This is a genomic window from Deltaproteobacteria bacterium, from assembly GCA_016178705.1.
GTDB lineage: Bacteria > Desulfobacterota > Binatia > HRBIN30 > JACQVA1 > JACOST01.
In genome coordinates this window covers 14,373-36,430 of sequence record JACOST010000008.1, presented here as the reverse complement: position 1 = coordinate 36,430, position 22,058 = coordinate 14,373, and the positions used below count along the sequence as shown (strand labels likewise).

Genomic DNA, 22,058 nt, shown 5'->3' with positions numbered 1-22,058 from the left:
ACGATGACTATATGGAGCTGAAGGACTTCGGAAAGTACCTACGCGGCAAGTCTGTCGCGAAGCTGTTGCACCGCGCGCGCAAGGAGAGCCTCAAGCGGATCACGGCCAACGGCGAGGATCTTGAGATGCCGGCGAGTACGCCGCCACTCAAACGTACGGGAACGCGCTAGGGTGCTCTACATCGACACGTCGGTCCTGCTCGTCTACACACTGACCCAAACTGTCGAACGCGAACGCTACCGACCGACCGCGGAGTTCTTTGCGCACGTTGCTTCCGGCGCACTCGCCGCGGCCACTTCCTTCTACGCGCTGCACGAGGTGCATGTATTCGCACTCAACAGCGCCCCAGACTTCTCTGTTGGCGCAGCCTATGGGCGTGCGGCACTCGTGCAGATTCTCTCGCTGCCGCTGCAACTCTTTCCGCTCCTCTCCCGTGTCGAGCGGCGGCGGCACGCAGCGCGATTTGCTTCGCTGCGCGATTCGAGCGACTTGCCACACGCCGTCGCTGCAGCCATCCATGGATGCGAAGCGATCGTCACATACGACTCTCATTTCGACGCAGTGTCGACAGTTCTACCTTGTCGCAGACCAGAAGACTTCCTTGCTCAGCTGCCCCGTGGCTGAAATCACAGGCGGTCGTCGAGCGCCTCAATCGCCGAGATCAAGCCCCTTGAGCCCGCCCGCGGCGCGCCACTCGTGTAGGATGCGGAAGAATTCCACCGAACCGCCGCCGTAGAAACCATTCTGACCGGCGCGCTCGCCTGGCTTGCCTTCGTTGTTGTAGTAGCCTGGCGTGCAGTTCTCCAGAAATTCCTGGGCGAGGACGGCGAGCTGGATGATGGTGTCGACCCACTCCTTCTCGGCTTCCTCCGAGACCTCGACCGTGCGTACCCCGTTGTCGATGGTGTGCTTGACGATGTAGGTGATGTGCTTGCTCTGCTCGTTCAGCATGTGCGGATAGTTGACGGTGAAGCCGGTCTGCTGCGGCCCCATGATGAAACAATTCGGGAAGCCGCGCGTGTGCATGCCGTGGAGCGTCGCGACACCGCTCGCCCATTTTTCAGTCAGGCTCAGTCCGTCTCGCCCGAATAACTCGTAGCCGGCGCGACGCGTGTAGTCCGTCCCGACTTCGAAGCCGGTGGCGTAGATCAGGCAATCGAGTTCGTACTCCACGCCGTCGAAGACCACACCCTTCGCCGTGACCCGCTCGACGCCTTTGCCGTTGGTGTCGACGAGCGTGACGTTGGGCCGGTTGAATGTATCGAGGTACTCGTCGTGAAAGCACGGTCGTTTGCAGAACTGCCGATAATAGGGCTTGAGCGATTCCGCAGTCTGCTGGTCGCGGACAATCGAGTCGACGCGGGCGCGGACCTGCTCCATCTTCTGGAAGTCCGCCAGCTCCATGGTCTTCCCGATGCCGTCGCGGGAGACGGCGCCGCCCTCATCCTTTCGCACCATGACGAGGAGCTTGCGGATGATGTCGGTCCAGCCGTCGCTGACCAGATCTTCTTCCTGGAATCCGCCGCTGACGAGGATGTTGAAGTTGTCCATCCGCTGCTGATGCCAACCGGAGTTCAGGCTCTTCGCCCATTCGGGGTCGGTGGGGTGGTTGGCGCGCACGTCGATCGACGACGGGGTGCGTTGGAAGACGTAGAGATGCTCCGCCGCGGCGCCCAGATGCGGCACGCACTGCACCGCCGTCGCGCCGGTGCCGATGATGCCGACGCGCTTGCCGCGTAGCCCCGTCAGGTTACCGGTGGAATCGCCGCCGGTGTACGCGTAGTCCCACCGGCTGGTGTGGAACGAGTGGCCCGCGAAGGACTCGATCCCCGGAATGCCGGGCAGCTTGGGTCGATTGAGCGGCCCGTTCGACATCACGACGTAATGCGCCTTCATGCGATCGCCGCGATTCGTCGCAACGATCCAGCGCGCGCTGTCGGCGTCCCAGCGCATCTCGGTCACTTCGGTTTGGAAGCACGCGCGGCGATAGAGATCATACTTCCGGCCGATCGCCTGGCTATGGGCCAGGATCTCGGGCGCGCGCGCATACTTCTCGCTGGGCACGTAGTCGAGTTCTTCGAGCAACGGCAGATAGATGTACGACTCGACGTCGCACATCGCGCCGGGGTAGCGGTTCCAGTACCAGGTGCCACCGAAGTCGCCGGCCCGCTCGATGATGCGGACATCCGCGATGCCGGCCTCACGCAGGCGCGCAGCGGCCAGCAGCCCGCCGAAGCCGCCGCCAATCACCACCACCTCGACCTCATCCGTCAGCGGCGCGCGCGTGAATCCCGGCGCGACGTAGGGATCGTCCACAAAGTGGGCGAGGGCGCCCTTGACCTCGAGGTACTGGTTGTTGCCGTCGGCGCGCAGCCGCTTGTCGCGCTCGGCGCGATATTTCGCGCGTAGCCCGTCGGGATCGAATCCGAGGTCGGCTGGTTCGAGCGCGGGTGCAGGTTCGGTCATTGCAGGAGAACCGCCCGGGATCTATTCAGCGATTGAGGTCGACGCCGCGAGTGAGGCCGACGCCGCGCATGCAATGCGGTCCGCCCCAATGCTCGACGACTTTGCTGTCTTTGAAGCGAAGGATCGCCGTGCCGTTGATCGCGACCCGCTCTCCGGAGGGCGGAACGTCGTAGTAATTGCCGCCGCTATGCGTGCCGGTCAGCGTCCAGTTCGACACCACGAGGTCGCCGGATTCGATCAGCAAGTTGATGTGGAACTCGCGATCGGGGAACGCCTGGCGGGTCTGCTCCCAGAACTCCTCCTCGTGGGCACGGATGTCGGTTCCCATCACGGCGGGGTTGACGCGTTCGGCGACGTGGCTGGCGAACTCCGCGGCGAAATGCTCGCGCACGGCGTCGTAGTCTCCCGCCAACATGCGCGCGCTGTACTTGCCGAGGATGCGCAGGTTGCTGCTCGCTTCTGCCATGGCGTGAGTGCTCCTCTCTCGAGTCGGTTACCGCGGCTGCTCTTAGCATCGAGCTGACAGGCTTTCCAAGCGCCAACGGCGGAAGGAGGGGTCGCGCATTGCGCCGCCAATTGCTCGCGACAACTGCCGGTGATAGCCAGACGCCGAAAATTGCGAGGCGCTTCGACAAAGAAAGGACACTGCCGTGCCAGCACCGATGACGCGCGAGGAGCGCGAACAGTTTCTCGCAGCCATTCACGTGGGCATCTTGAGCGTCAGCCGACCCGGCCGCGCACCGCTCACGACACCGCTGTGGTACGTCTATGAGCCCGGCGGCGAGATTGTCATCGTGACGCGGCCCGAAACCCGCAAGGCGCGCCTGATCGCGACCGGCACGCCGGTCTCGTTCTTGGTGCAAACAGAAGACCTGCCGCCGAAGTATGTGAGCGTCGAAGGCCGCGTGGTCTCGGTCGCGCCCGCTAGCGTCGATCGTGACTTGCGGCCGATCACTCACAAGTATCTAGGCGCGGATGTCGCCAACGGCTACCTCGACGCGACCCGACCCAATGGCGCCACGAACGAAGTCGTCATTCGCATCCGGCCTGAGCGTTGGTTTAGCCGGGATTTTGGAAAGCCCGGCTGAGCGCCGCGCATCATTAGAAATAGGGAAGACAACCGTGCACCAATGCCTCGGGCGCGGCACCTGCGGCGACCAAATTTGACTTGGCGGGTGGTCCCTGTAGACTACGACACCCGAGCGCACGTCGCCTTCCCAGCGTCTATCGAGGCGTGGTCGTCTGACGAATCTCACGCGCCCTCGGTGGAGGACGGCCCATGACGATGTCTGAAATTCAAAATCTGCTAACCACTTTGATGCGCGGTATCGACAAGAAGACCCTGCTGCTGGTTGAGCCTCGTGCTGACTCCGATCACCCGGGGGTGATGGTGCACTTGTCGTGCGAGAAGCGATCCGGCTCGCTCGGGATTGCCGAGGCGGAGCTGATCGCGGCGCAGACCGACCTGATGCGTCGCAACCGCCTGCGCAGCGCGTTGAAGCGCACGCGCGATCAGATGTGGGCGGAAACCGGTTTCATCTTCAGCACCAAGCTCGAACATCAGAAGGGCGAGGGCATGCAGTCGTACCGGCCACAACAACGCGGACGCGGCGGTCGGCGCTAGCGCAGGCGGGACGCCTGCGCCACCGGGGCTGTTTCGAACTTCCGAAATCTTCGGTAGGGCGGGCGTCTCGCCCGCCTTCTCTTTTCCGCAGCCTCCAGAGCGATTGGATACTCATCGCGCCGTAGTGTTTGCGGTCGAAATCCGATACACGGCGCAGCGAGATGCTTCGCCGTCTTCGTTTGCCCGTCGTCCCAGTCGCCGTGCTCGGCGTACTGGTGCTGTTCGCTCCGGGTCGCGCCGGCGCGGATCAAGCGCGTGATCTCGTCAAAGCGGCCCTCGACGCCTTGCCGCGCGTGCCCTTCGTGGCGACGCTGAAGGTCTCCGTCGATCGCGGCGCGCCACGCGAAGTCCGCCTCAGCAGCAAAGTCATCGACGGCACTCGCGCCAGCTATCTCGAAGTCGTGGCGCCGATCGATTTGCAAGGGATGCGCTTCTTGTTTCTCGAACATCCGGACGCGCGCTCGGAACAATTTCTCCGCATCGCCAACGTGCGTCGAGTCATCCAGATCGCCGACGAGGTGCGCAAGCACTCGTTTCTCGGATCGAGCTTCTACGTCGCCGATCTCGTCGAGCCGCAACTCCAGGCCTTCACGTACACGGTCGTCGGGCACGATGACGTTGGCCGCCGTCACTGCACGTTGATCGAGAGCGTGCCTAAGGCGCCGGCGAGCGCGCTCTATGCGAAGACCGTCTTGGCCATTGATCCAACCGACTCGTTGGTCCTCAAGCGCCTCTTCCTCGACGAGAAGGGAACGCTGCTCAAGGTGTGGACAGTAGAGAAGGTGGAGAAGGTCGACGGCTACTGGACGCTGCGCGATCAGCGCATGAAGGATCTGGTCGAGCACACCGAGTCGCGTCTGGAAGTCACCGATGTGAAGTACAACGTCGAGCTGCCCGATGCGATGTTCGCGCCGGAGTACTTGGCTCGCTAGCGTCCTGAATCGTAAGGTCGATGAGTGAAGGGCCGGTTCAACAAGACGCTTCGCTACATCTTTCCCCCTCACCCTAACCCTCTCCCTGGGGGAGAGGGAACCTTCTTGCTCCCTCTCCTGCCAGGAGAGGGTTGGGGTGAGGTGATGAAATATTCTGCGATCTTCTGAAACGGAACACGAGCGTGGCGTTGCACATCACTGAACCGGGCGCCGTGCCCGCGTCGCTGGATAGAGCTTGGGAGCGTGGCCGCGGAGTTGGTCTGGCCGGTGTGATCGCTGTACTGGCGCTGTTCGCATTGCCATCGGCGGCGGGCGGTGAACTCGCGCCGCCGATTCCAATCTACCGACTGCGCGCTGCAATCTCCGCCAACCGGATCGAAGGCACGATCGCGGTATCGTTCACGAACGCCAGCAATCGCGTTCTCGATGAGGCGGTGTTCGTGCGGTTTGCCAACCGCTTTGCCGAGCCGGATGCCGGCATCAACGACTTCAACCGACAGTTCGTGTACCCGGAGCTAGAGTTTGATGCGGGACGGATGGAGATCCGCGACGTTCGACTTGGCGATGCCGTTCTTCCCACCGAAACGCTCCGCGAGCCGGGCGTGCCGGACGGCGCGCTGGTGCGGGTGGTCATGCCGCCGCTGCCGCCAGGCGAGGTCGCGAGACTGACGCTGAATTTTCGCACCGAGGTGCCGCACCGCTTTGGCAGCTTCGGCGAGTTCGAGCAGCAACTCACGCTCAACGGCGGCTGGTACCCGTACTTGGCGGCGGCAAATGCCGACGGCACCTGGAACCTTGCTGGCCCACCGCCGCTCGCACATTTCGAGGTTCAGTTGAGCAACGACATCGAACGCGATGTTGTTCTCAACGGCCGATCGTTCGTTCGCGGGCAGTCGGTGCAAGCGAGTGTCGACGCTCACTACCTCTCGCTCGTCGCCGCGCCCCAGTTGTTGCGCGATGAGACCCGTGTCGATGGCACGCGCATCGTGTTTCTCCATCAGCCGGAACGCCGCGCCCGCCGCGACACCTTCGAGCCGACGATCACCGCGATCATGATGAGCACGCTGCGGGACATCGTCGCAAAGCGTCCAGCCCAACTCACGCCGCCCGACGAGATCACCGTGGTCGAAGTGCCGCTGCGGTTGAATCTCACCGCCAACGGCGAGGGCATGGCGTTGGTTTCCGATCGCGCACTCAAGGTGAATTGGCTCCTGCGTCCGTTTCACCAACTCCAACTGGCGCAAGCGCTGTACACCGAACTGCTACGCGATCATCTCGCAGCCGTCGAGCCCCCCGGCGACTACTGGTGGGTGAGCGAGGGTCTGGCGCACGAACTGGCGCGCCGCTACGCCGCGCAGGCGCACCCGGACACCCGCAGCGTGCAGCAATGGATCGAGCTGTTCAATATTTTCGCCATCGTCGATCGCTTCGAGACGGTTCCGAAGATTCCCTTCGTCGAGACGTTCTTCGAACGCGCGCGCGTCGTAGACCCGATGCATGCCGAGATCGCCACGTTCAACACCACGCGGCCGCCTGGGCACGTCATCTTTGGCAAGCTGCGCGAAAGCATGGGTCAGACTGAATTCGATGCGGCGATCGATCGCTGTGCCACCGCGCCCACACCGTTTCGCCACTGCGTTGCGCGCGAGGGCGACGTGAACGACGTGACCGATCAATGGCTGCAACCGTATCCCGCACTCAACTATCGCTTCGAGGCGGTTGATCTGAACCAGCGCGAGTCGGATCACTTGCGCCACACGCTCACGATTCGCCGCGATGCGTCGCGATCGATCACCGAACCGGTCACGGTGCGCTTGCGCAGTGTCGGCGGTCGTGACGTCGATCTGCGTTGGGATGGACGCGGCGAGCGCGTGCAGCTCAGTGCGGAAACGCTGGAGCGCATGTGGCAGGCGACAATCGATCCCGATCGCAAACTCCTCGAAGACCGGCGCGACGACAACGCCTGCCCGCCGACTCCGCAGGTCGTCCTTGATACCGCCGAGGTGGAAGTCAGCTCGACCGAGTTCGGCATCTCCGGCCTGGTTGTCGCCCGCGGTCGCTACGACTACCGCAAAGACCTGGCGCTGGCGGCATCCTACACCAATCGCAGCACCGCGCTTACCTTCGGCGGACGCTGGCATTGGGGTGAACCGATCGATGCGACGTTGTACCGTCACAACGTGTACGCGTTCTACGGCTTTCAGTGGTTGAACGGCGGCTTCACCGACGCGCGACAGCCCGCCGTGCGCACGCCCGGCCAACTCGCTTCGCTCGGGATGCGCTACGACTACTCCAACGTGTTCTCGTACGACAATCCCAGCGACGAGCGGCATGTGCGATTGTACGCCGACTGGTTCGATCAAGGCCTCGGCAGCGACTTCAACTATGTCGACTGGGGCGTGCGCATGGTCGGTACCCATCCGGTGTGGACGCACCGCACCATCGCCGCGGTGGAACTGCTGAACGGGTTCAGCGAGCCGCTGGGATCGAGTCGGGTGCCGAATCAAGGCCTCTACAGTCTGGGCGGTTCGCGCTCGATCCGTGGCATTGGGGTGGAGGATGAACTCGCGCGTAACCTCTTGCTGGTGCGCACCGAGTTGCGCCAGGACATTTATCCAGAGATCGACTTCAATCTCTTGGATCTGCTGGTGCTGCGGCGCGGGCAAGTGCGGCTGTTCGCCGACAGCGGTCGCGTGAACAACTCGGCCGGCCGCGTGTACGATGTCGGCGCCTTCGCCGTGGGCGTCGGCGCCGGCTTCGCCGCGGTCTATGAGTTCCTCGGATTCTTTCCTTCAGTGGCGTATCTGGAGGTCGCCACGCGCGTCGACGATTCGCGCAAAACAGGCGACGTCCAGTTTCTGTTCGGCACGCGGCAGGCGTTCTAGCGCTTGCTCCTTGTGGAAGCGTATGTGTAGAAGGCGCCCAGCAAGGAGTGACTCCGTTGAATCGTGATGATTTGAAGCAGCGCTTGAAACGGTTGTTGGTCGAAGGACTGAAGTTGGAGGAGACGCGGCCGGAAGATATCCAGGACGCCGAGCCGATCTTCGTCGATGGGCTTGGTCTCGATTCGATCGATGCCCTCGAACTAGTGGTGTTGGTCGAAGAGCATTTCCACGTCAGCATTCCCGACGAAGAAGTCGGCAAACTCGCGTTCGCCTCCATCAACGCGCTGACCGATTTCATCCTCGCGAACCAAGGTGTCGCGTCTGCCTCGCACGCGTAGCCGGCTCGCCGCGGTGTGTGTCACACTGGCGGCGAGTCTTGCCGGCGTCGCGCCCGCGTTGGCGGAGTGTTCCTCGACGGAAGCCTGTCTGCGTGCCATCGAAGCCGCGCAGCGAGAGACACGCACGATCGAGGCCGACTTCGTTCAAGTGAAACACCTCAGCCTGCTCGACGAACCGCTCACCTCGAGCGGGCGGTTCGTGTTCAAGCGGCCCGACCGTATCCGGCTGCAAGTCGACCAACCGCAGCCGACGACGATCGTGATCAATGGGAAGGACGTGAGCATTCCGAGCCTGATGAACTTGCCGGCGAGCGAGAAGCAAGCGATCGCGATGGCGCCGATTGCAGGCATGTTTACCCAACTCGGTGCCATCTTCACCGGCTCGACGCGGACGCTGCAAGAAGGTTTCGAAGTGGCGGCGCGGCAAGCCGATGCGGACACCATCGAAGTGAAGCTGAAACCCCGCGTGGCTGCATGGCAGCGCTTGTTTCGCTCCATCGAGATTCACTTCGGCGGCCCCGATCTGTTGGCGCAACAGTTGCGGCTTGAAGACGGGTTCGGCGATCAGCTCGACATCACCTTGCGCAACGTCCAACGCAACCGCGATGTGCCCGACGCGTCGTTCGACGCCAGTGGATCATCGGCCGGCGGCAGTGAGCAGCGCCAATGAGTCCTGAATCCCAGCCTCAAGAAATGCCGCTGCCCCACCGCTATCCGTTCATCCTGCTCGACCGCGTGCTGTCTATCGACCCGGGCTACACTGCGGTCGCCGAGAAACTGGTGAGCCGCACGGATCCCTTCGTCGATGCCGACGGCGTATTGCCGCCGATGTTGCTCGTGGAAATGATGGCGCAGGCCGCGGGTCTGGCGGCGGCGCGCGCCGACGAGCGCGACGCGCCGGCGACGCTGGCGAAGGTCGATCGCTTCCGCTGTCGTCCGCCGCTGGTGGTGGGCGATCGCATCCGAGTCCGGGCGCAGGTGGTCCGCCGCTTCGGCTCGAGCGTGATCGTACGCGCGAGCCTGCGGGTCGACGAGCGCCTGCGCGCCGCGGCGGAACTCGTGCTGCACTTCGCCCAGCTTGTGCGCGGATGAGTCCGCGGAGCATCGTAAGCCTTGATCAGACGAAGCTTCACCACGAAGAACACGAAGGGCACGAAGAGGGACCAGCAGGAAGGGTTCATGAGTTCCCAGCGTAACTCCATCGCCAATGAGGTTACGACAACCCGCCTGAGAGCACTCATGGCCGCCGTCCTTCGTGCTCTTCGTGCCTTCGTGGTGAACTTTCATTGGCACCTGCTGACAGCCGTCGCCTTCAGTTGCGTGCCGCCACCGGCAGAGGTTCCGCGCGCGCAACCGAATGCCGCCGCGCGCTTCACCACTGTGCTCGCGCGTGAGGAACAGATCACATCGTTGCGCGCGCGCTTTACCGCCGAGTCGCGCCGTGGTGATGAACGCCACACGACCACCGGCGTGCTGCTGGTGAAGAAGCCGGACCGCTTTCGCTTGCGCATGTTGCTGCCGATCGGCTTCACCGTATTCGACTACGTGCGTACGGGCGCGCACTCGCAGGTGTCGTTGCCGCTGGAGGATCGGGTGATCGTCGATCCGCCGCCCGATGGCGCGCTGCCGTTTTCGCAAGCCGACTTCGCCGAAGCCTTCCTGCGCGGTCAGGCTGCGTTTCCGGGGGCGTGCGCCCCAAGCAGTTCAGTATCGAATGATCACGGCGCCGTCATCGTCTGCCGCGAAGCCGGGCAGATTGTGCGCGAGATTCGCCTCGATGCGAGTGCCGCGACCATTCGCGAAGAAACCAGCTACGAAGCGGGCCAGCCGCGCATGATCATCGGCTATGACGACTATCGCGAGATCGACGGCGTTGCGCTGCCCTTCCACATCACCATGCGGTATCCTGCGCGTGACCTCGCGGTCGACATCGCCGTCCAACGCTACGAAGTAAATCCAGCACTGCGCGATGATCTGTTCCGGCTCGCTGCGCCGTAGACCATGGCCCGACTGACCTATTGCGCTTGGGTGGCGGCGATCGAGCGCCATCAGCGGCGTATCGTCATCGCGTCGGTGGTGGCGTGTCTGCTGTCGGCCGTGTCGCTGGTGCGGCTGCGGCTGGATATCGACGTGCTCGGCATGTTGCCGCGCGGCGCGCCCGAGTTCGATGATTTCAAATCGTTCGTCAAAGACTTCGGCGAGCTGAACGAGCTGATCGTCTTGCTCGACGGCGCCGATCCGGTGCGGCAACAGCGCTTCGCCGACGAGTTTGCCGGCCGCCTGGCGGCGCTCGACACCGTGGCTAACGTGCAGGTGCGCATCGACGTCGATCAAGTGCTCGACGGCATGCTCGGCCGCTATCTGTTTAACTATCTGCCCGAGTCGGACTACGACGAGTTGGCGCAACGGCTGACGCCCGAGGGTATCGCGGCGCAAGTGACGGCTGATCGCGCAATCCTGAGCGCGCCGTTCGATCTCAGCATGGCGCGTGCGGTGCTCGATGATCCCCTCGGTGTGCGCCGACTGGCGGGTCGCGCACTCGCCGCGTCGTACGGCAGGGCCGCGCCGGCGCTTGGCAGCGGCTACTTCACATCACCCGACGAGCGCGCGTTGCTCCTGTTGGTGCGCCCGAAGGCGTCGGCGTTCGATGCCGCATTCACCGCACGATTGATGGAGCAAGTCCACGCTGCGGAAGCCGCCACGCGTTCCGTACTGCCGGCGGCCGCCGACCTGGTCCGCGTGCGCTACACGGGCAGCTACGCCTATGCGCTCGAAGATGCCGCTACTTTGAAGTGGGACATCGCCCGCTACACCGCGCTCGCGCTCGTGGGGGTTCTGGCGGTCTTCGCCGTCGGCTACCGGAGTCTGCGCATTCTGCCGTTGGTGGCGTATCCGTTGATCGTCACGACACTGCTGACCTTCGCGCTCTCGCTGCTGCTCTTCAATGAGCTGAATGCGGTGTCGATCAGCTTCGCGGCGATTCTCTACGGGCTGTCGATCGACTCGGGGATCTATTTTTTCACGCGCTTGGCGCAAGAGCGGCAGCGTCCCGAGAATCCCACGCCGCGCGATGCGGTGACCGCGACCCTCGCTGGGCTCGGACGGGCGAACCTCGCCGCGTCGACGACCACCGCGGTCGCGTTTCTCGTCATCGGGATGTCTGTGCTCACTGCCGTCAGTCAGCTCGGCATTCTTACCGCGCTCGGCATGGCGCTGACGACGGCGCAGTTTTTCACGCTCTATCCCGCGCTCGGCTTTCTGTGGTCGGGCAGTGCGCGGCTGCGCGTGGCCGATACCGTGCGGCTGGAGCGCTGGGCGCAACGTGCCGCGATGCGCCCGCTGCCGCGTGCGACTGGTGCGTTGCTGCTCGGCATTGCGTGTGTGGTGGCGGCCCGGCATGTCGAGCTTGATGTCGCGCTAACGCATCTTCGGCCGCGCGACTCGGAAGCCGTGCGCGTACAGGACGCCGTTGCTGCGTACTTCGGCGAGCAGAGCACAGGCGCGGCGGTGTTGGTGCGACGCGCCGATCTCGATCAGGCGTTGGCCGATGGTGAGACGGTGGCGCGGCAGTTGCGCGCGTATCAAGCCGAAGGCGTGTTGCAAACAGTGCAAAGTGTTGACGCGCTGCTGCCGTCGGCGCGGGTGCAGCAGGCGCGACTCGATCGCTACAATCAGTTGCCGCGCGCGGCCGCGCTCGACACGCTGCGCGGCGCGCTGGCCGCGCACGGCTTCGTACCCGCACGCTTCACGGCGTTCTTCGACTCTTTCGCGCGAGACCTCGGCGAGATTGTACGCATCGACGATCCCTCGCTCGCACCGCTGCGCGTGCTCATCGATCACCATGTACACGCGGCCGCGGGCGACTACATGGTCGCCACCTATTTGCAGCCCGCGCCCGGTGCCGACTTGCGCGCGATTGCCGATCGGCTGCGGCGTGATCTGGGGGCGATGGCGTTTGCGCTGGCGGCGCGTGGATTGTTGGAAGATGCGCTGCGCGCGGTGTTGCGGCGCGAGTTGGCGATGTTCTTCGCGCTCGGCATTGGCGGCAATCTCGTCTTGCTGTTGCTCACGTTCGGAAGTCTGGCGACCGCGCTCGCGATCTTGGCGCCGGTCGTCTTGGTGATCGTCATGCTGTTCGCCGCGATGTGGGCGAGCGGCATGCCGCTCGATCCGGTGAACTTGATCGTCACTCCGTTGATCTTCGGCATTGGCGTCGATTACGGCGTATACATCGTCGCGCGCGCGCGCGAGCAGGCGGGAGTCGCGCCCGCCATTCGTTCCGCGGGCCGCGCCGTGGTGGTCACCGCGTTGACGACGGTGGCGGGCTTCGGCTTCCTTGGCCTGTCGCGCTATCCGCCGCTCGCCTCACTCGGGATGCTCGCCGGCGCCGGACTCTTCCTGTGCTTGGCGCTGTCGATCGTGCTCTTGCCGGCGCTGTTGACGCTGGCCGCGCGCGCGTCGCGCGCTGGTGTGTGATGCGCGGCCGGCATAAGACAGCGCTGCCATGATTCTGGCCGGCGATGTTGGTGGCACCAAGACGGTGCTCGCGTTGTTCGAGGTTGTCGGCGAGCAATTGCGACTGGTGCGCGAGGCCACGTATGCCAGCGCGCAACACGCCTCGCTCGATGAGATCCTCACCAAATTTCTCCGCGACGCACCGGCGACGTTGCCGTTACGCGGCGTGTGTCTCGGGGTGGCGGGGCCGGTGATTGATGGGGCGAGTCATCTGATCAACTTGGATTGGCGTCTCGATTCGGCGGCGCTCGCTGATCTGATAGCCGTGCCACGCGTCGCGCTGCTCAACGATTTGGAGGCGATGGCGTACGGCATGCTGCATCTCGCCGACACCGAACTCGCCGTGTTGAATGCGGGCACGAGAGCGAGAGGGAAGGGGAACCTCGCGGTGATTGCGGCCGGGACGGGGTTGGGCGAGGCGATGTTGTACTGGGATGGGGCGCGCCATCACCCGATCGCGTCGGAGGGTGGGCACGTCGGTTTCGCGCCGCGCAGCGATGTGGAAATCGCACTGCTGCGTTTCTTGCGCGATCGGTTCGGCGGACACGTGAGCTACGAACGCGTGCTCTCCGGACCCGGCTTGCACAACATCTATCTCTTTCTGCGTGCGCATGGGGCGGAGGCGGAGCCCGCATGGCTCACAGAGAAATTGAGCCTAGGCGATCCGAGCGCGCGCATCGCCGAGGCGGGACTCGCCGGCGACGATGCGGTGTGCGTGCACACGCTCGCACTGTTCGCGTCGATCTACGGTGCGAAGGCGGGCGACCTTGCGCTCCAGTGCGTCGCGCTCGGCGGCGTCTTCGTCGGCGGCGGCATCGCGCCGAAGCTCCTCGCGGTGTTGCGGCGCGGCGGATTCATGGAGGCGTTCATCGACAAAGGCCGCTTCGCCGAGGTCATGAAGAGCGTCCCGGTTTGCGTCGCGCTGAATCCGCGCGCCGCGCTCCTCGGCGCCGCCCACTACGCGCGCCGCGCCGACGCCGGGCGAGCCTGAGCGTGGCGCGCATCAGACTTCAGTCACGGTCATCGCTCCGCTGGCGCGCCGAACGACTCGGTGAAGGCGGGGCGGAGTTTCGCATCCTTGCGTTGCGCGACGGTCTGCTCGACGCGCGCGGTCAACACCTCGTCGTGGCGGTAGAGCGCCAACGCCGTGATTGCTTGGCGCGCGGTCGGGCCGTCCGCGGTGGCGATCAGCGAAAGCAGAAACTCGATCGGCTCGTCGTGCTTGAGCATGGCGATGGCGAGCAGGGCGACCCGCCGCGGGTCGGGGTCGGCGAGGCGATTCCACCAGTCGCGCAGGACCGAGAAGGCGTCGCGTAGGCGAGAGCCACCGAGCGCCAATGCGGCGGCCTCGCGAGTGGGTGCGCGCGGCGCATCGAGTTGCTTGGCCACGAAGGCCAGCGACGGCCCAGGCGCGATTTTCAAAAGCGCGGTGAGACATTCGGAGAGCACTTCCGGCTCGTCGTCGCCCACCAGCACCTTCAATCGCAGCAGCGGCAAGGCCTGCTCGTTCTCGCTGTAGGCGAGCGCGCGCGCCGCGGCCACGCGCGCCTGAACTTCAGGATCGGCAAGCAGGTCGGCCAACTCGCTCAGCACGTCACGGTAGTTCATGCGGACCAACCCGAGCGCGCAGGCGCCGCGCAGCGCGGTGGCGGTGTCGACTCGGCCGCCCCACACTGGTTCCATTTGTTGGTGGCGAATGCCGCGCAGGAACACCGCCGTCTCGTCGGCGCCGATGCGATACAGGGCGTCGGCGATCTCCGCCTTGCCGCGGCAGCCCGGATCGCTCTTCACCGCGTTGTTCATGAGACGATCGAACGCATTGACGAGATCTGGCGTGAGCGCGGAGATCTCGAACTCACCAGCAATCTGCGCGGCCTTGGCGATGGCGTGCGAGGCTTTGCCGGTGAGGACTTGACGAAGCGTGGCGAGCGACGCCGCGCTCGACGGATCGCCGCGCAGTTGGTGCAGCGCCGTCAGCGTGTCTTCGAGTGTGCGGGCTTTCGCCATGCGATCGTCGAATTAGCCCTGGTGAGACGAAAGACTCACCGCCGAGAACGCGGAGATCGCAGAGAGAGAGTCGCCGCGAGAGTATTCGAGCGCTGTCGTTAGCCTCATTGGCAATGGAACTTTCGTTTGGCTCCTCGGTCGAAGATTGCTGCAAGGGCTGAGGCCGTAGGGGCCGCGCTTGCTCGGGCCGGCGAGGGGCGCAGCAAGCAGCGCTCCTACAACAATCCCGATTTCTTCGTCTTCGGGCGACCGCAGGTAATATCCACTTCGTGATCTCCCAGTCTCGGGCTCTGCGCTCTCGGCGCGCTCTGCGGTGAATCCGCTCATCTCACATCAGGGTCAGCTTCCGTGCGCCGCGTTCCACTCCGCGAGCACCTTGTCGGTCTCGAAGCGGTTGTACATGTCCTCTTGCAGCGAGAAGGTGCCGTTGCCGGCGTACTCCATCACGGTGATGCCGGCGAACTCGTAGTACGAACCGTCCGTCCGCTTGCCGGGCAGGCGGTTGAGCCACTTGTGGACGACGCGGTTGCCATCGATGTTCACCCACTCGACCGGGAAGGTCCACTCCTTACAGTGCTCCATCACCGGCACCAGCCAGGCGAGGATCTTCTCGCGCCCCTCGAATACGCCGTAGTGATGTTCGATGTAGACGGCGTCGGCGGTAAAGGTCTTTCCAAACCCCTCCCAGTCGTTGGCGTCTTGCAGCGCCATGCGATGCTTCCAAGCGGCTTCGATTTCTGCGCGGCTGAATTGCGTCATGTCGGTACTCCTTGCCTTGTGACGATCACGTCACCCAGGGAAGAACATTGCTTCTTGCTCGCTGCGAAACGTTTCGATCTCGCGGCCATCGTCGCTGCGCTTCCACATGCGAAGGCGAAAACTGACGTGCAGGTTGTCGCCGAGCTTGTGCGTGCGGCCGACTTCCACCCGCGTGTAGAAGGTCTCGCCGAGCAAGACCGGCGCGCGAAAGCGTGCCTCGCGAATGCGCACGCCATGGCCGCGCCAATGCTCACCGATGAGCCCCTTGCGACGCGTGGCGATGACCGCTGCTTGCCCGGTGAGCGCGATGATCAACTCACCCGGCAAATGATGCGGCCAGCGTGCAGTCACGCGCTGCGCGGCGACACCGGGATCGTCGTGCGTAAGTGTCTTCTGAAACGTTGCGCCGGCGTCGTCTTCGGCGATCAGCGCGTCGAATAGGACTGGCGACTGGCTGAGTGGGTCGAGATCGGCGCGTGCAACGAACAGACTCGGCATGATCTCAGCTTGGTTGTACGGCCGCAGTCAGCTCGGCGATTCCTCGGTCGATGGCCGCGTCGATTGCTTGCTCCCACGCGCGAGCGTCGCCGGTCGCACCATCGGCGGGGAAGAGAATGCCGCGCGACGAGTTGACGAAGCCGCCTTCGAGTCGACCGTCCGGACCCGGCGCGAAGCCGCTCACGGCATCGCGCGCCCCGCCGCCTTGCGCGCCATAGCCGGGAACGAGAAACAGCGCGCGCGGTAGCAGCTCACGGATGCGCCGGCTTTGCGCTGGATAGGTTGCACCGGCGATCACGCCGAGCGACGACCAGCCGGTAGCGGGTCCGCGCAGACGATCGGCGATCTCCGCCAACGACTCGGCGATCCGTTCGAACAGTGGTCGGCCGTCGATCAGCCGGTCTTGGTAGTCGCCCGAGCCGGGGTTGCTGGTTTTCACCAACACGAACACGCCACGATCATTGTGCGAGGCCACGTCGACGAACGAGGCGAGCGTATCGCGTCCCATGTACGGATTGACGGTGATCGCATCGACCGGGAGCGCACCGTGTGGATCGAGATAGGCGGCGTAGGCGGCCGCGGTGGAATCGATGTCACCACGCTTGGCGTCGAGCAGCACGAGCAGGCCGCGCGCGCGCGCAGCGGCGACGAGGTGATCAAGGACCTGCACGCCGCGCCAGCCGAGTTGCTCGAAGAAGGCACTCTGCGGTTTGACGATCGCCGCGCGGTCGGCGGCGCGATCGAGCACCGCGAGCAGGAACGACTCGACCGCCGGCGCGGTTTGCGGATCGCTTGCGCTCATCGAGCCGCGGCGAAACAGCGGCGGGATGCTCGGCAAGTGTGGATCGAGCCCGACGCACAAGGGATGGCCGAGCTGGCGGATGCGGTGGATCAGTCGGTCGGCGAAGTGAGCCATCGTGCGATTCTCAAGATGATGCGATGCGGACCAACGATTGCCAGAACCAGAGAGAGCGTGCAACCGCGGCCAGGCGGCCTGTGAACCTTCAGGTCGTCGTAGACGGTGTGGCGAAGATCTGCAGGTATTTGTCGCGATTCGCCCGGCGCGCCAGCTTGCCGCTGGTGGTCTTGATGATCCAGTCCTTGGCGACAAACCGTACGTCGCCGAGGGTTACGTCCAGTTGCTGTAAGGTGAGTCGTCGCAGCGCGCGATCGAGCCGACGGATCTCCTCATCCGTCAGGCTTTGGTGCAACTCGCACAAGAGGACAATACGCTCGGTGCCGCGCTCGTCATCGCGCACGCCGAAGGCCACCGCGCGGCCGGGATGGACCTCGGGCATCGAGTCGGTGATGGTCTCCACCTCCCCCGGATAGATGTTACTACCGGCGACGATGATCATGTCCGACTTGCGCCCGCAAATGTACAGCTCGCCGTCAGCGCAGTAGCCGATGTCGCCGGTGTACAACCAGCCGTCGCGCATCGTTTGTGTGTCTGCCCCTGGTCGTTGGTGGTAGCCGCGAGCGACATAGTGATTGCGCAGCGCGATCTCGCCGATCTGGCGTTCGGGGAGTGCCCGATCTGATTCGTCGACAATGGCAAGGTCGGTGCCGGGGAGTGGTCGCCCGCAACTCACGAGCGCGAGGGCGCCCGCCGCCTCCGGTTGCGTGGGGACGGCGCGCTGCTGCCCCCGCAGCTCCGACCCTTGTACCCAATCGACGCGCGGTGGACCATCTCCCGGCGTGCTTGTCGCCAGCAGAACGATCTCCGCCATCCCATACGCGGCCCTCACGGTACCGCGGCGCAATCCGGACGGAGCGAACCGTTGCCCGAACGATTCGACGGCATCGCGCCGGACGGGCTCAGCGGCGTTGGTGAGTACCCGCCAAGAACTCAGATCGATCCCCGCCAGCTCAGAGTCGCGGATGCGCCGCACGCAGTGCTTGAAGGCGAAGTTCGGCATCCAGCACAGTGTGCCCCGAAAGTCGTGGACCGCTTGCAAGAGCGTGACCGGATTCCGAATCCAATACGTCGGCGACATGATGACCAACTGGACACCTGTCAACACCGGCAGCAGGAGCCCGGTGAACAAGCCCATGTCATGATTGAGCGGTAGCCAGCTCACGAATACGTCGCTTGGCGTGACGCCAAGGCTGGCGACGAATGCGTCGACAAAATCCAACACCTGGCGGTGTGAGAGGGCGACGCCCTTTTGCTGACCGGTCGTGCCGCTGGTGTACTGCACCAGCACCAGTTCGTCGGCACCGCGACGGGTGGGCAGTGCCTGCGAATCCGGCGGCGCGATCGACGCGATGTCGGCGCTACTCAGTACTCGACACTTACCTACCGCTACGAGGGTCGCGATGATCCTCGCCACCTCGGGGACGCAGATGACCACGCGGGCGCTGGACGCGGCAACCAATGCAGCCACCCGTTGCGCATAGATGGCGAGATCTTGTTTGTCCGTCAGATAGGCAAAGATTGACGGGACCGCCCCGAGATAGGTCGCACCGTTGAACGTTGCGACCAGCGACCACGAGTAGCGCAGCGCGATGACTACGAGGTCGCCCGGCTCCACCCCCAACGTCTGCAGCACTCGCGCGTGGTGCTCGGCTTGGCGGTGTAGCTCTCCGGCGGTGACGAGTTGCTGAACGCCATCCTCGGTGATGAAAACCACGGCGGAGCGCTCGGGAGCGTGCGCGGCGTGCCGCGCGATCGTCTCTGGAATCGTCATGGCTCGCGGGGGAAGCAAATCCCTCAGCCTTGCAAGACGCGCGTCACCATCTGATCGAGCGTATCCATGCTCTCGACGGTCAAGTCCGTGTCGGGGATGTAGACGCCGAACGCTTCTTCGATGAAGACGCCGACATACGCGAGCGAGAAGGAATCGATCAGACCGCCAGTGATCAACGGCTCGTCGTCGTTGATCACGAACGCCGGATCGCGGATCAACTCGTTACAGATGAACGTTCGGAGTTGGGCGCGGATTTCGCTGCCGGTCACGTCGGCTCCACGTCGGCGAGGTACTTGTCGCGATTGGCGGCGCGGGCGAGCTTCCCGCTCGAGGTCTTGATGATCCAGCCCTTGGCGACGAACCGCACGTCGCCCAAGGCGACGTCCAACTGTTGCAAGACGAGCCGCCGCAATTCGCGGTCGACGCGACGTGTGTCATCGCCGGTGATGTCGAGTTGCAGCTCACACACGACGACCGGCCTCTCGGTGCCGAGCCGCTCGTCCTTGACGCCGAACGCGACCGCGCGGCCCGGTTGAATTCCCGTCACGGATTCGGCGAGCATCTCGACCTCTTCGGCATGCAGGTTGTGGCCGGCGACGATGATCAGGTCCTTCTTGCGTCCGCAGATGAACAACTCGCCATCCACAAGGAACCCGAGGTCACCCGAACGTATCCAGCCGTCCCGCAACGCGACGGCGCTCAGTTCCGGGAGCCGGTAGTAGCCGCTCATCATGTGGGCGCTGCGCACCGAGATCTCGCCGAGCCGGCGTTCCGGCAGCGTGGTCCCCTGTTCGTCGACGATGCGAACCTCGGTTCCGTTGAGTGGTGGGCCGTTGCTGACCACGGCGATTGCTCCAGCGGACTCCGGCGTGGCCGGGACTGCGCGCCCCGTGGCCTGCAACTCGTCGCGGGCAATCCACTCGACCCGCATACGGTCGCTGCGCGTTTGCGTGACCGTCATCACGTTTTCCGCCATCCCGTAGCCGACCATGAATACGCTCTCGCGCAGTCCGTACGCGGAGAAGCGCTGCCGAAATCGTTCGAACGTGGCGTGCCGCACGGGCTCCCCGCCGCACCCGGCCCGGCGTAAGCTACTGAGGTCGATCCCGGCCAGGTCGCGGTCGCGAATGCTCCGCGTGCAATGATCGAACCCGAAGTTCGGCATGTTGCAGAGCGTGCCGCGGAACTCGTGGATCGCGCGCATCAGAACCACCGGATTGCGCACCCAGTATGCGGGCGACATCATCACCGTAGGAATCTCCATTGAGAGTGGGAGGGCAAGCCCGCTCACCAGCCCCATGTCGTGGTAGAGCGGCAGCCAGGTGATCATCACATCGTTCGCATGTATGGGGAGCGTGCTGCAGTAGGCGTCGAGGAAGTCCAGGACGGCGGCGTGGGACACGACCACACCCTTGCGCCCGCCGGTCGTGCCGCTAGTAAATTGCAGCCATGCAGGGTCATCAGCGCGTCGCTGTACCGGGCTTAGTGGCTCAGCCGCAGCGTCGAGGTGCACCTGCTCGCTGCTGATTACCTGACACCCAAGCGGGGCGACGAGGGGCCGGAGGTGTTCGACGACTTCGGGCGCGGTGATCACCGTACGCGCGCCGGCCTCACCGACAAATCCGCGCACGCGCGCGGCGTACGTTGCTGGATCGCTCCGTTCGGTCAGGTAGGGCAAGACGGACGGAAGCGCGCCGCGATAGAGCGCACCAAACCATGCGGCGATGAGCGAACGCGAGTAGCGCATAGCCAGCAGGGTGCAGTCCCCCGGTTCGACGCCCTCGTCGGCTAAGGCGCGCGCGGCCAGACCCGCATCGTGGTGCACTGCTTGGGCGGTGATGCGCTGCTGCACGCCGTCTTCGCCGATGTAGACGATCGCCAGATCGTCCGGCGCGCGGCGCGCGCGCTCGACCACCATGCCGGTCAGGGTCGGCTCGTGTGAACGACGCATCTCAGAACTGTTGATACACGAATGGCGCGCTTAGATCACTCTGCGCCACCAACAGAACCGCCAGCACCGCCGCGGTGAGCAGCGCGGCGCGCGCTGCCCACGGCCACTGGAGGAAGACGAGCTCGTCCCCGTGGCGTGACTGTGCCCAATCGATCCACAGCGTGAGCGCGATCAGTACACAGACGCGCGGGTCGGGGAGTGACCAGCCGGAGGCGCGCAGCAGCGCGCGTGTGAACGTTTCCGCTGCGGTGAGCTTCAGGCGGAAGGGAATCAGCGTCAATGCGACCAAGGTGAACACGCGCAGCATCGCGAGAGCTTGCCGCCAAGCCGGGAGTTGCTGCGCCGGCCGCCGTGGCCGCCACAGTGTGGCGACGCGTTCGCCGGCTAGGTACACGCCGTGGAGGGCGCCCCATGCGAGGAAGTGCCACGCCTCGCCGTGCCACATCCCGCAGATGATCATAGCGGTCAACGGCGGCAGGAGGAGATTCGGAACGTTCGAACGGCTGAGGTTGCGGCGCAATAGCGCGCGACTCAGCGGCAGATAGATGTAGTCACGCAACCACTGCGAGAGGGAGATGTGCCAGCGCGTCCAGAACTCGGAGAAGCTGCGCGCAAAATACGGGCTGGCGAAGTTCGGCGACAGCTCGATTCCGAACAGCAGGCTCACCCCACGCACCAGACTCGTGTACCCGGCAAAGTCGTTGTAGAGCGCGAACGAGTAGGCGACCAGCCATACAGCGAGTCCGCTCGCACGCGCCGGCGTCGCAAAGGTCGCCGGCGGGATCATTTCGAACAGCGAGTCGGCGATCACGACTTTGCGCACCACTCCAATCGCGATGAGGGTCGCGCTGCGGGCGAGTTGCGCGTCATCCACCACGCGTGGCTGGGAGAGTTGAGGAAGAAATTTGCGTGCGCGCTCGATCGGGCCCGCTAGCAGTTTCGGAAAGTAGGCTAGGTAGAGGGCAAAGGCGACGAAGTCGGTTTCGGCGGCGATCTGCCCCTGCGCCACGTCGACGAGATACGAGATCGCCTGCAGCGAATAGAAGGAGAGCCCAATGGGTAGCAAGATGCGCACACCGTTTTGGGCACCGGAAGCCAGGATGTGGAGCAACGTGTCGCCGTACTTGAACCCGGCGAGCACGCCGATATTGATGGCGATGCCGAGCACCAGCACGCCGCGGCGCGGCCGATCGGCGGCGCGCACGCCGTGGGCCATCGCGAAGTTCACCAGCGTTAGCGCCGCCAACACCAGCGCGAACTGCCAGGACCAGGTCGCGTAGAAGACGTAGGAGGCGAGCAAGAGCCACCGCAGTTGTAAGCGTGCCGGCAGCAGGTAGAAGATCGCCAGTACCGCCAGGACGAATACGGCAAAGGTGACCGAGGTGATTTCCAC

Annotated in this window: 22 protein-coding genes; 12 read left to right on the top strand and 10 right to left on the bottom strand. The window is 64.5% G+C overall.

What is annotated here, in order from left to right; all coding sequences use genetic code 11:
* Positions 1–11: 11 nt before the first annotated feature.
* Positions 12–170, top strand: coding sequence for a hypothetical protein (locus HYR72_03470; GenBank protein MBI1814014.1), 159 nt, complete (start codon positions 12–14; stop codon positions 168–170).
* Between the two features lies 1 nt (position 171).
* On the top strand, positions 172–624 hold the full coding sequence (locus HYR72_03465; GenBank protein ID MBI1814013.1) for a type II toxin-antitoxin system VapC family toxin: 453 nt from the start codon (positions 172–174) through the stop codon (positions 622–624).
* A gap of 24 nt (positions 625–648) precedes the next feature.
* On the opposite strand, the gene HYR72_03460 is transcribed toward HYR72_03465, so the two are convergent.
* Both HYR72_03460 and HYR72_03455 read right to left on the bottom strand, forming a co-directional pair.
* Positions 649–2,466, bottom strand: a complete 1,818-nt coding sequence (locus HYR72_03460) for an NAD(P)/FAD-dependent oxidoreductase (GenBank protein MBI1814012.1) — start codon at positions 2,464–2,466, stop codon at positions 649–651.
* 25 nt (positions 2,467–2,491) lie between these two features.
* On the bottom strand, positions 2,492–2,932 hold the full coding sequence (locus HYR72_03455) for an ester cyclase (protein MBI1814011.1): 441 nt from the start codon (positions 2,930–2,932) through the stop codon (positions 2,492–2,494).
* A gap of 184 nt (positions 2,933–3,116) precedes the next feature.
* Between HYR72_03455 and HYR72_03450 the strand changes: the two genes are divergently transcribed.
* From HYR72_03450 to glk, 10 genes are all read left to right on the top strand, one after another.
* Complete coding sequence (locus HYR72_03450) at positions 3,117–3,554, top strand: pyridoxamine 5'-phosphate oxidase family protein (protein ID MBI1814010.1); 438 nt, start codon at positions 3,117–3,119, stop codon at positions 3,552–3,554.
* Between the two features lie 191 nt (positions 3,555–3,745).
* On the top strand, positions 3,746–4,090 hold the full coding sequence (locus tag HYR72_03445; protein MBI1814009.1) for a hypothetical protein: 345 nt from the start codon (positions 3,746–3,748) through the stop codon (positions 4,088–4,090).
* A gap of 161 nt (positions 4,091–4,251) precedes the next feature.
* Complete coding sequence (locus HYR72_03440) at positions 4,252–5,022, top strand: outer membrane lipoprotein-sorting protein (protein MBI1814008.1); 771 nt, start codon at positions 4,252–4,254, stop codon at positions 5,020–5,022.
* Between the two features lie 182 nt (positions 5,023–5,204).
* Complete coding sequence (locus HYR72_03435; GenBank protein ID MBI1814007.1) at positions 5,205–7,907, top strand: hypothetical protein; 2,703 nt, start codon at positions 5,205–5,207, stop codon at positions 7,905–7,907.
* Positions 7,908–7,963: 56 nt separating this feature from the next.
* Positions 7,964–8,245, top strand: a complete 282-nt coding sequence (locus HYR72_03430) for an acyl carrier protein (protein ID MBI1814006.1) — start codon at positions 7,964–7,966, stop codon at positions 8,243–8,245.
* Positions 8,220–8,915 carry an outer membrane lipoprotein carrier protein LolA gene (locus HYR72_03425; protein MBI1814005.1) on the top strand — a complete coding sequence of 232 codons (696 nt, stop codon included), beginning with the start codon at positions 8,220–8,222 and terminating at the stop codon, positions 8,913–8,915. Before HYR72_03430 ends, HYR72_03425 begins: the two co-directional genes overlap by 26 nt.
* Positions 8,912–9,337, top strand: coding sequence for a hypothetical protein (locus HYR72_03420; protein MBI1814004.1), 426 nt, complete (start codon positions 8,912–8,914; stop codon positions 9,335–9,337). The genes HYR72_03425 and HYR72_03420 overlap by 4 nt, the downstream gene beginning before the upstream one ends.
* An 87-nt stretch (positions 9,338–9,424) precedes the next feature.
* A complete protein-coding gene (locus tag HYR72_03415; protein ID MBI1814003.1) occupies positions 9,425–10,243 on the top strand; it encodes a hypothetical protein in 819 nt (272 codons plus the stop codon).
* Between the two features lie 3 nt (positions 10,244–10,246).
* A complete protein-coding gene (locus HYR72_03410; GenBank protein ID MBI1814002.1) occupies positions 10,247–12,721 on the top strand; it encodes an MMPL family transporter in 2,475 nt (824 codons plus the stop codon).
* 28 nt (positions 12,722–12,749) lie between these two features.
* Complete coding sequence (glk, locus tag HYR72_03405) at positions 12,750–13,751, top strand: glucokinase (GenBank protein ID MBI1814001.1); 1,002 nt, start codon at positions 12,750–12,752, stop codon at positions 13,749–13,751.
* Between the two features lie 29 nt (positions 13,752–13,780).
* Here glk and HYR72_03400 read toward each other — a convergent pair whose 3' ends face one another.
* From HYR72_03400 to HYR72_03365, 8 genes are all read right to left on the bottom strand, one after another.
* Positions 13,781–14,767: a HEAT repeat domain-containing protein gene (locus tag HYR72_03400; GenBank protein ID MBI1814000.1), complete on the bottom strand. Its 987-nt coding sequence runs from the start codon at positions 14,765–14,767 to the stop codon at positions 13,781–13,783.
* A gap of 339 nt (positions 14,768–15,106) precedes the next feature.
* Positions 15,107–15,526: a nuclear transport factor 2 family protein gene (locus HYR72_03395; GenBank protein ID MBI1813999.1), complete on the bottom strand. Its 420-nt coding sequence runs from the start codon at positions 15,524–15,526 to the stop codon at positions 15,107–15,109.
* A 30-nt stretch (positions 15,527–15,556) separates the two neighbouring features.
* Positions 15,557–16,024: a hypothetical protein gene (locus HYR72_03390; GenBank protein MBI1813998.1), complete on the bottom strand. Its 468-nt coding sequence runs from the start codon at positions 16,022–16,024 to the stop codon at positions 15,557–15,559.
* A gap of 4 nt (positions 16,025–16,028) precedes the next feature.
* Entirely contained in the window at positions 16,029–16,940 is a 912-nt protein-coding gene (gene pyrF / locus HYR72_03385) for an orotidine-5'-phosphate decarboxylase (GenBank protein ID MBI1813997.1), read from the bottom strand.
* 88 nt (positions 16,941–17,028) lie between these two features.
* Positions 17,029–18,714 carry an AMP-binding protein gene (locus HYR72_03380; GenBank protein MBI1813996.1) on the bottom strand — a complete coding sequence of 562 codons (1,686 nt, stop codon included), beginning with the start codon at positions 18,712–18,714 and terminating at the stop codon, positions 17,029–17,031.
* 23 nt (positions 18,715–18,737) lie between these two features.
* Complete coding sequence (locus HYR72_03375; GenBank protein MBI1813995.1) at positions 18,738–18,983, bottom strand: acyl carrier protein; 246 nt, start codon at positions 18,981–18,983, stop codon at positions 18,738–18,740.
* Positions 18,980–20,665, bottom strand: a complete 1,686-nt coding sequence (locus HYR72_03370; GenBank protein ID MBI1813994.1) for an AMP-binding protein — start codon at positions 20,663–20,665, stop codon at positions 18,980–18,982. The genes HYR72_03375 and HYR72_03370 overlap by 4 nt, the downstream gene beginning before the upstream one ends.
* Position 20,666: 1 nt before the next feature.
* Entirely contained in the window at positions 20,667–22,058 is a 1,392-nt protein-coding gene (locus HYR72_03365; GenBank protein ID MBI1813993.1) for an MBOAT family protein, read from the bottom strand.

Excerpts from the sequence above, each read along its gene's own strand:
- HYR72_03415 (MBI1814003.1), top strand. The coding sequence starts at position 9,425 with ATGAGTTCCCAGCGTAACTCCATCGCCAATGAGGTTACGACAACCCGC.
- pyrF (MBI1813997.1), bottom strand. The coding sequence starts at position 16,940 with ATGGCTCACTTCGCCGACCGACTGATCCACCGCATCCGCCAGCTCGGC.
- HYR72_03410 (MBI1814002.1), top strand. The coding sequence starts at position 10,247 with ATGGCCCGACTGACCTATTGCGCTTGGGTGGCGGCGATCGAGCGCCAT.
- HYR72_03455 (MBI1814011.1), bottom strand. The coding sequence starts at position 2,932 with ATGGCAGAAGCGAGCAGCAACCTGCGCATCCTCGGCAAGTACAGCGCG.
- glk (MBI1814001.1), top strand. The coding sequence starts at position 12,750 with ATGATTCTGGCCGGCGATGTTGGTGGCACCAAGACGGTGCTCGCGTTG.
- HYR72_03370 (MBI1813994.1), bottom strand. The coding sequence starts at position 20,665 with ATGCGTCGTTCACACGAGCCGACCCTGACCGGCATGGTGGTCGAGCGC.
- HYR72_03395 (MBI1813999.1), bottom strand. The coding sequence starts at position 15,526 with ATGACGCAATTCAGCCGCGCAGAAATCGAAGCCGCTTGGAAGCATCGC.
- HYR72_03390 (MBI1813998.1), bottom strand. The coding sequence starts at position 16,024 with ATGCCGAGTCTGTTCGTTGCACGCGCCGATCTCGACCCACTCAGCCAG.
- HYR72_03420 (MBI1814004.1), top strand. The coding sequence starts at position 8,912 with ATGAGTCCTGAATCCCAGCCTCAAGAAATGCCGCTGCCCCACCGCTAT.
- HYR72_03400 (MBI1814000.1), bottom strand. The coding sequence starts at position 14,767 with ATGGCGAAAGCCCGCACACTCGAAGACACGCTGACGGCGCTGCACCAA.
- HYR72_03445 (MBI1814009.1), top strand. The coding sequence starts at position 3,746 with ATGACGATGTCTGAAATTCAAAATCTGCTAACCACTTTGATGCGCGGT.
- HYR72_03470 (MBI1814014.1), top strand. The coding sequence starts at position 12 with ATGGAGCTGAAGGACTTCGGAAAGTACCTACGCGGCAAGTCTGTCGCG.
- HYR72_03440 (MBI1814008.1), top strand. The coding sequence starts at position 4,252 with ATGCTTCGCCGTCTTCGTTTGCCCGTCGTCCCAGTCGCCGTGCTCGGC.
- HYR72_03460 (MBI1814012.1), bottom strand. The coding sequence starts at position 2,466 with ATGACCGAACCTGCACCCGCGCTCGAACCAGCCGACCTCGGATTCGAT.
- HYR72_03380 (MBI1813996.1), bottom strand. The coding sequence starts at position 18,714 with ATGACGATTCCAGAGACGATCGCGCGGCACGCCGCGCACGCTCCCGAG.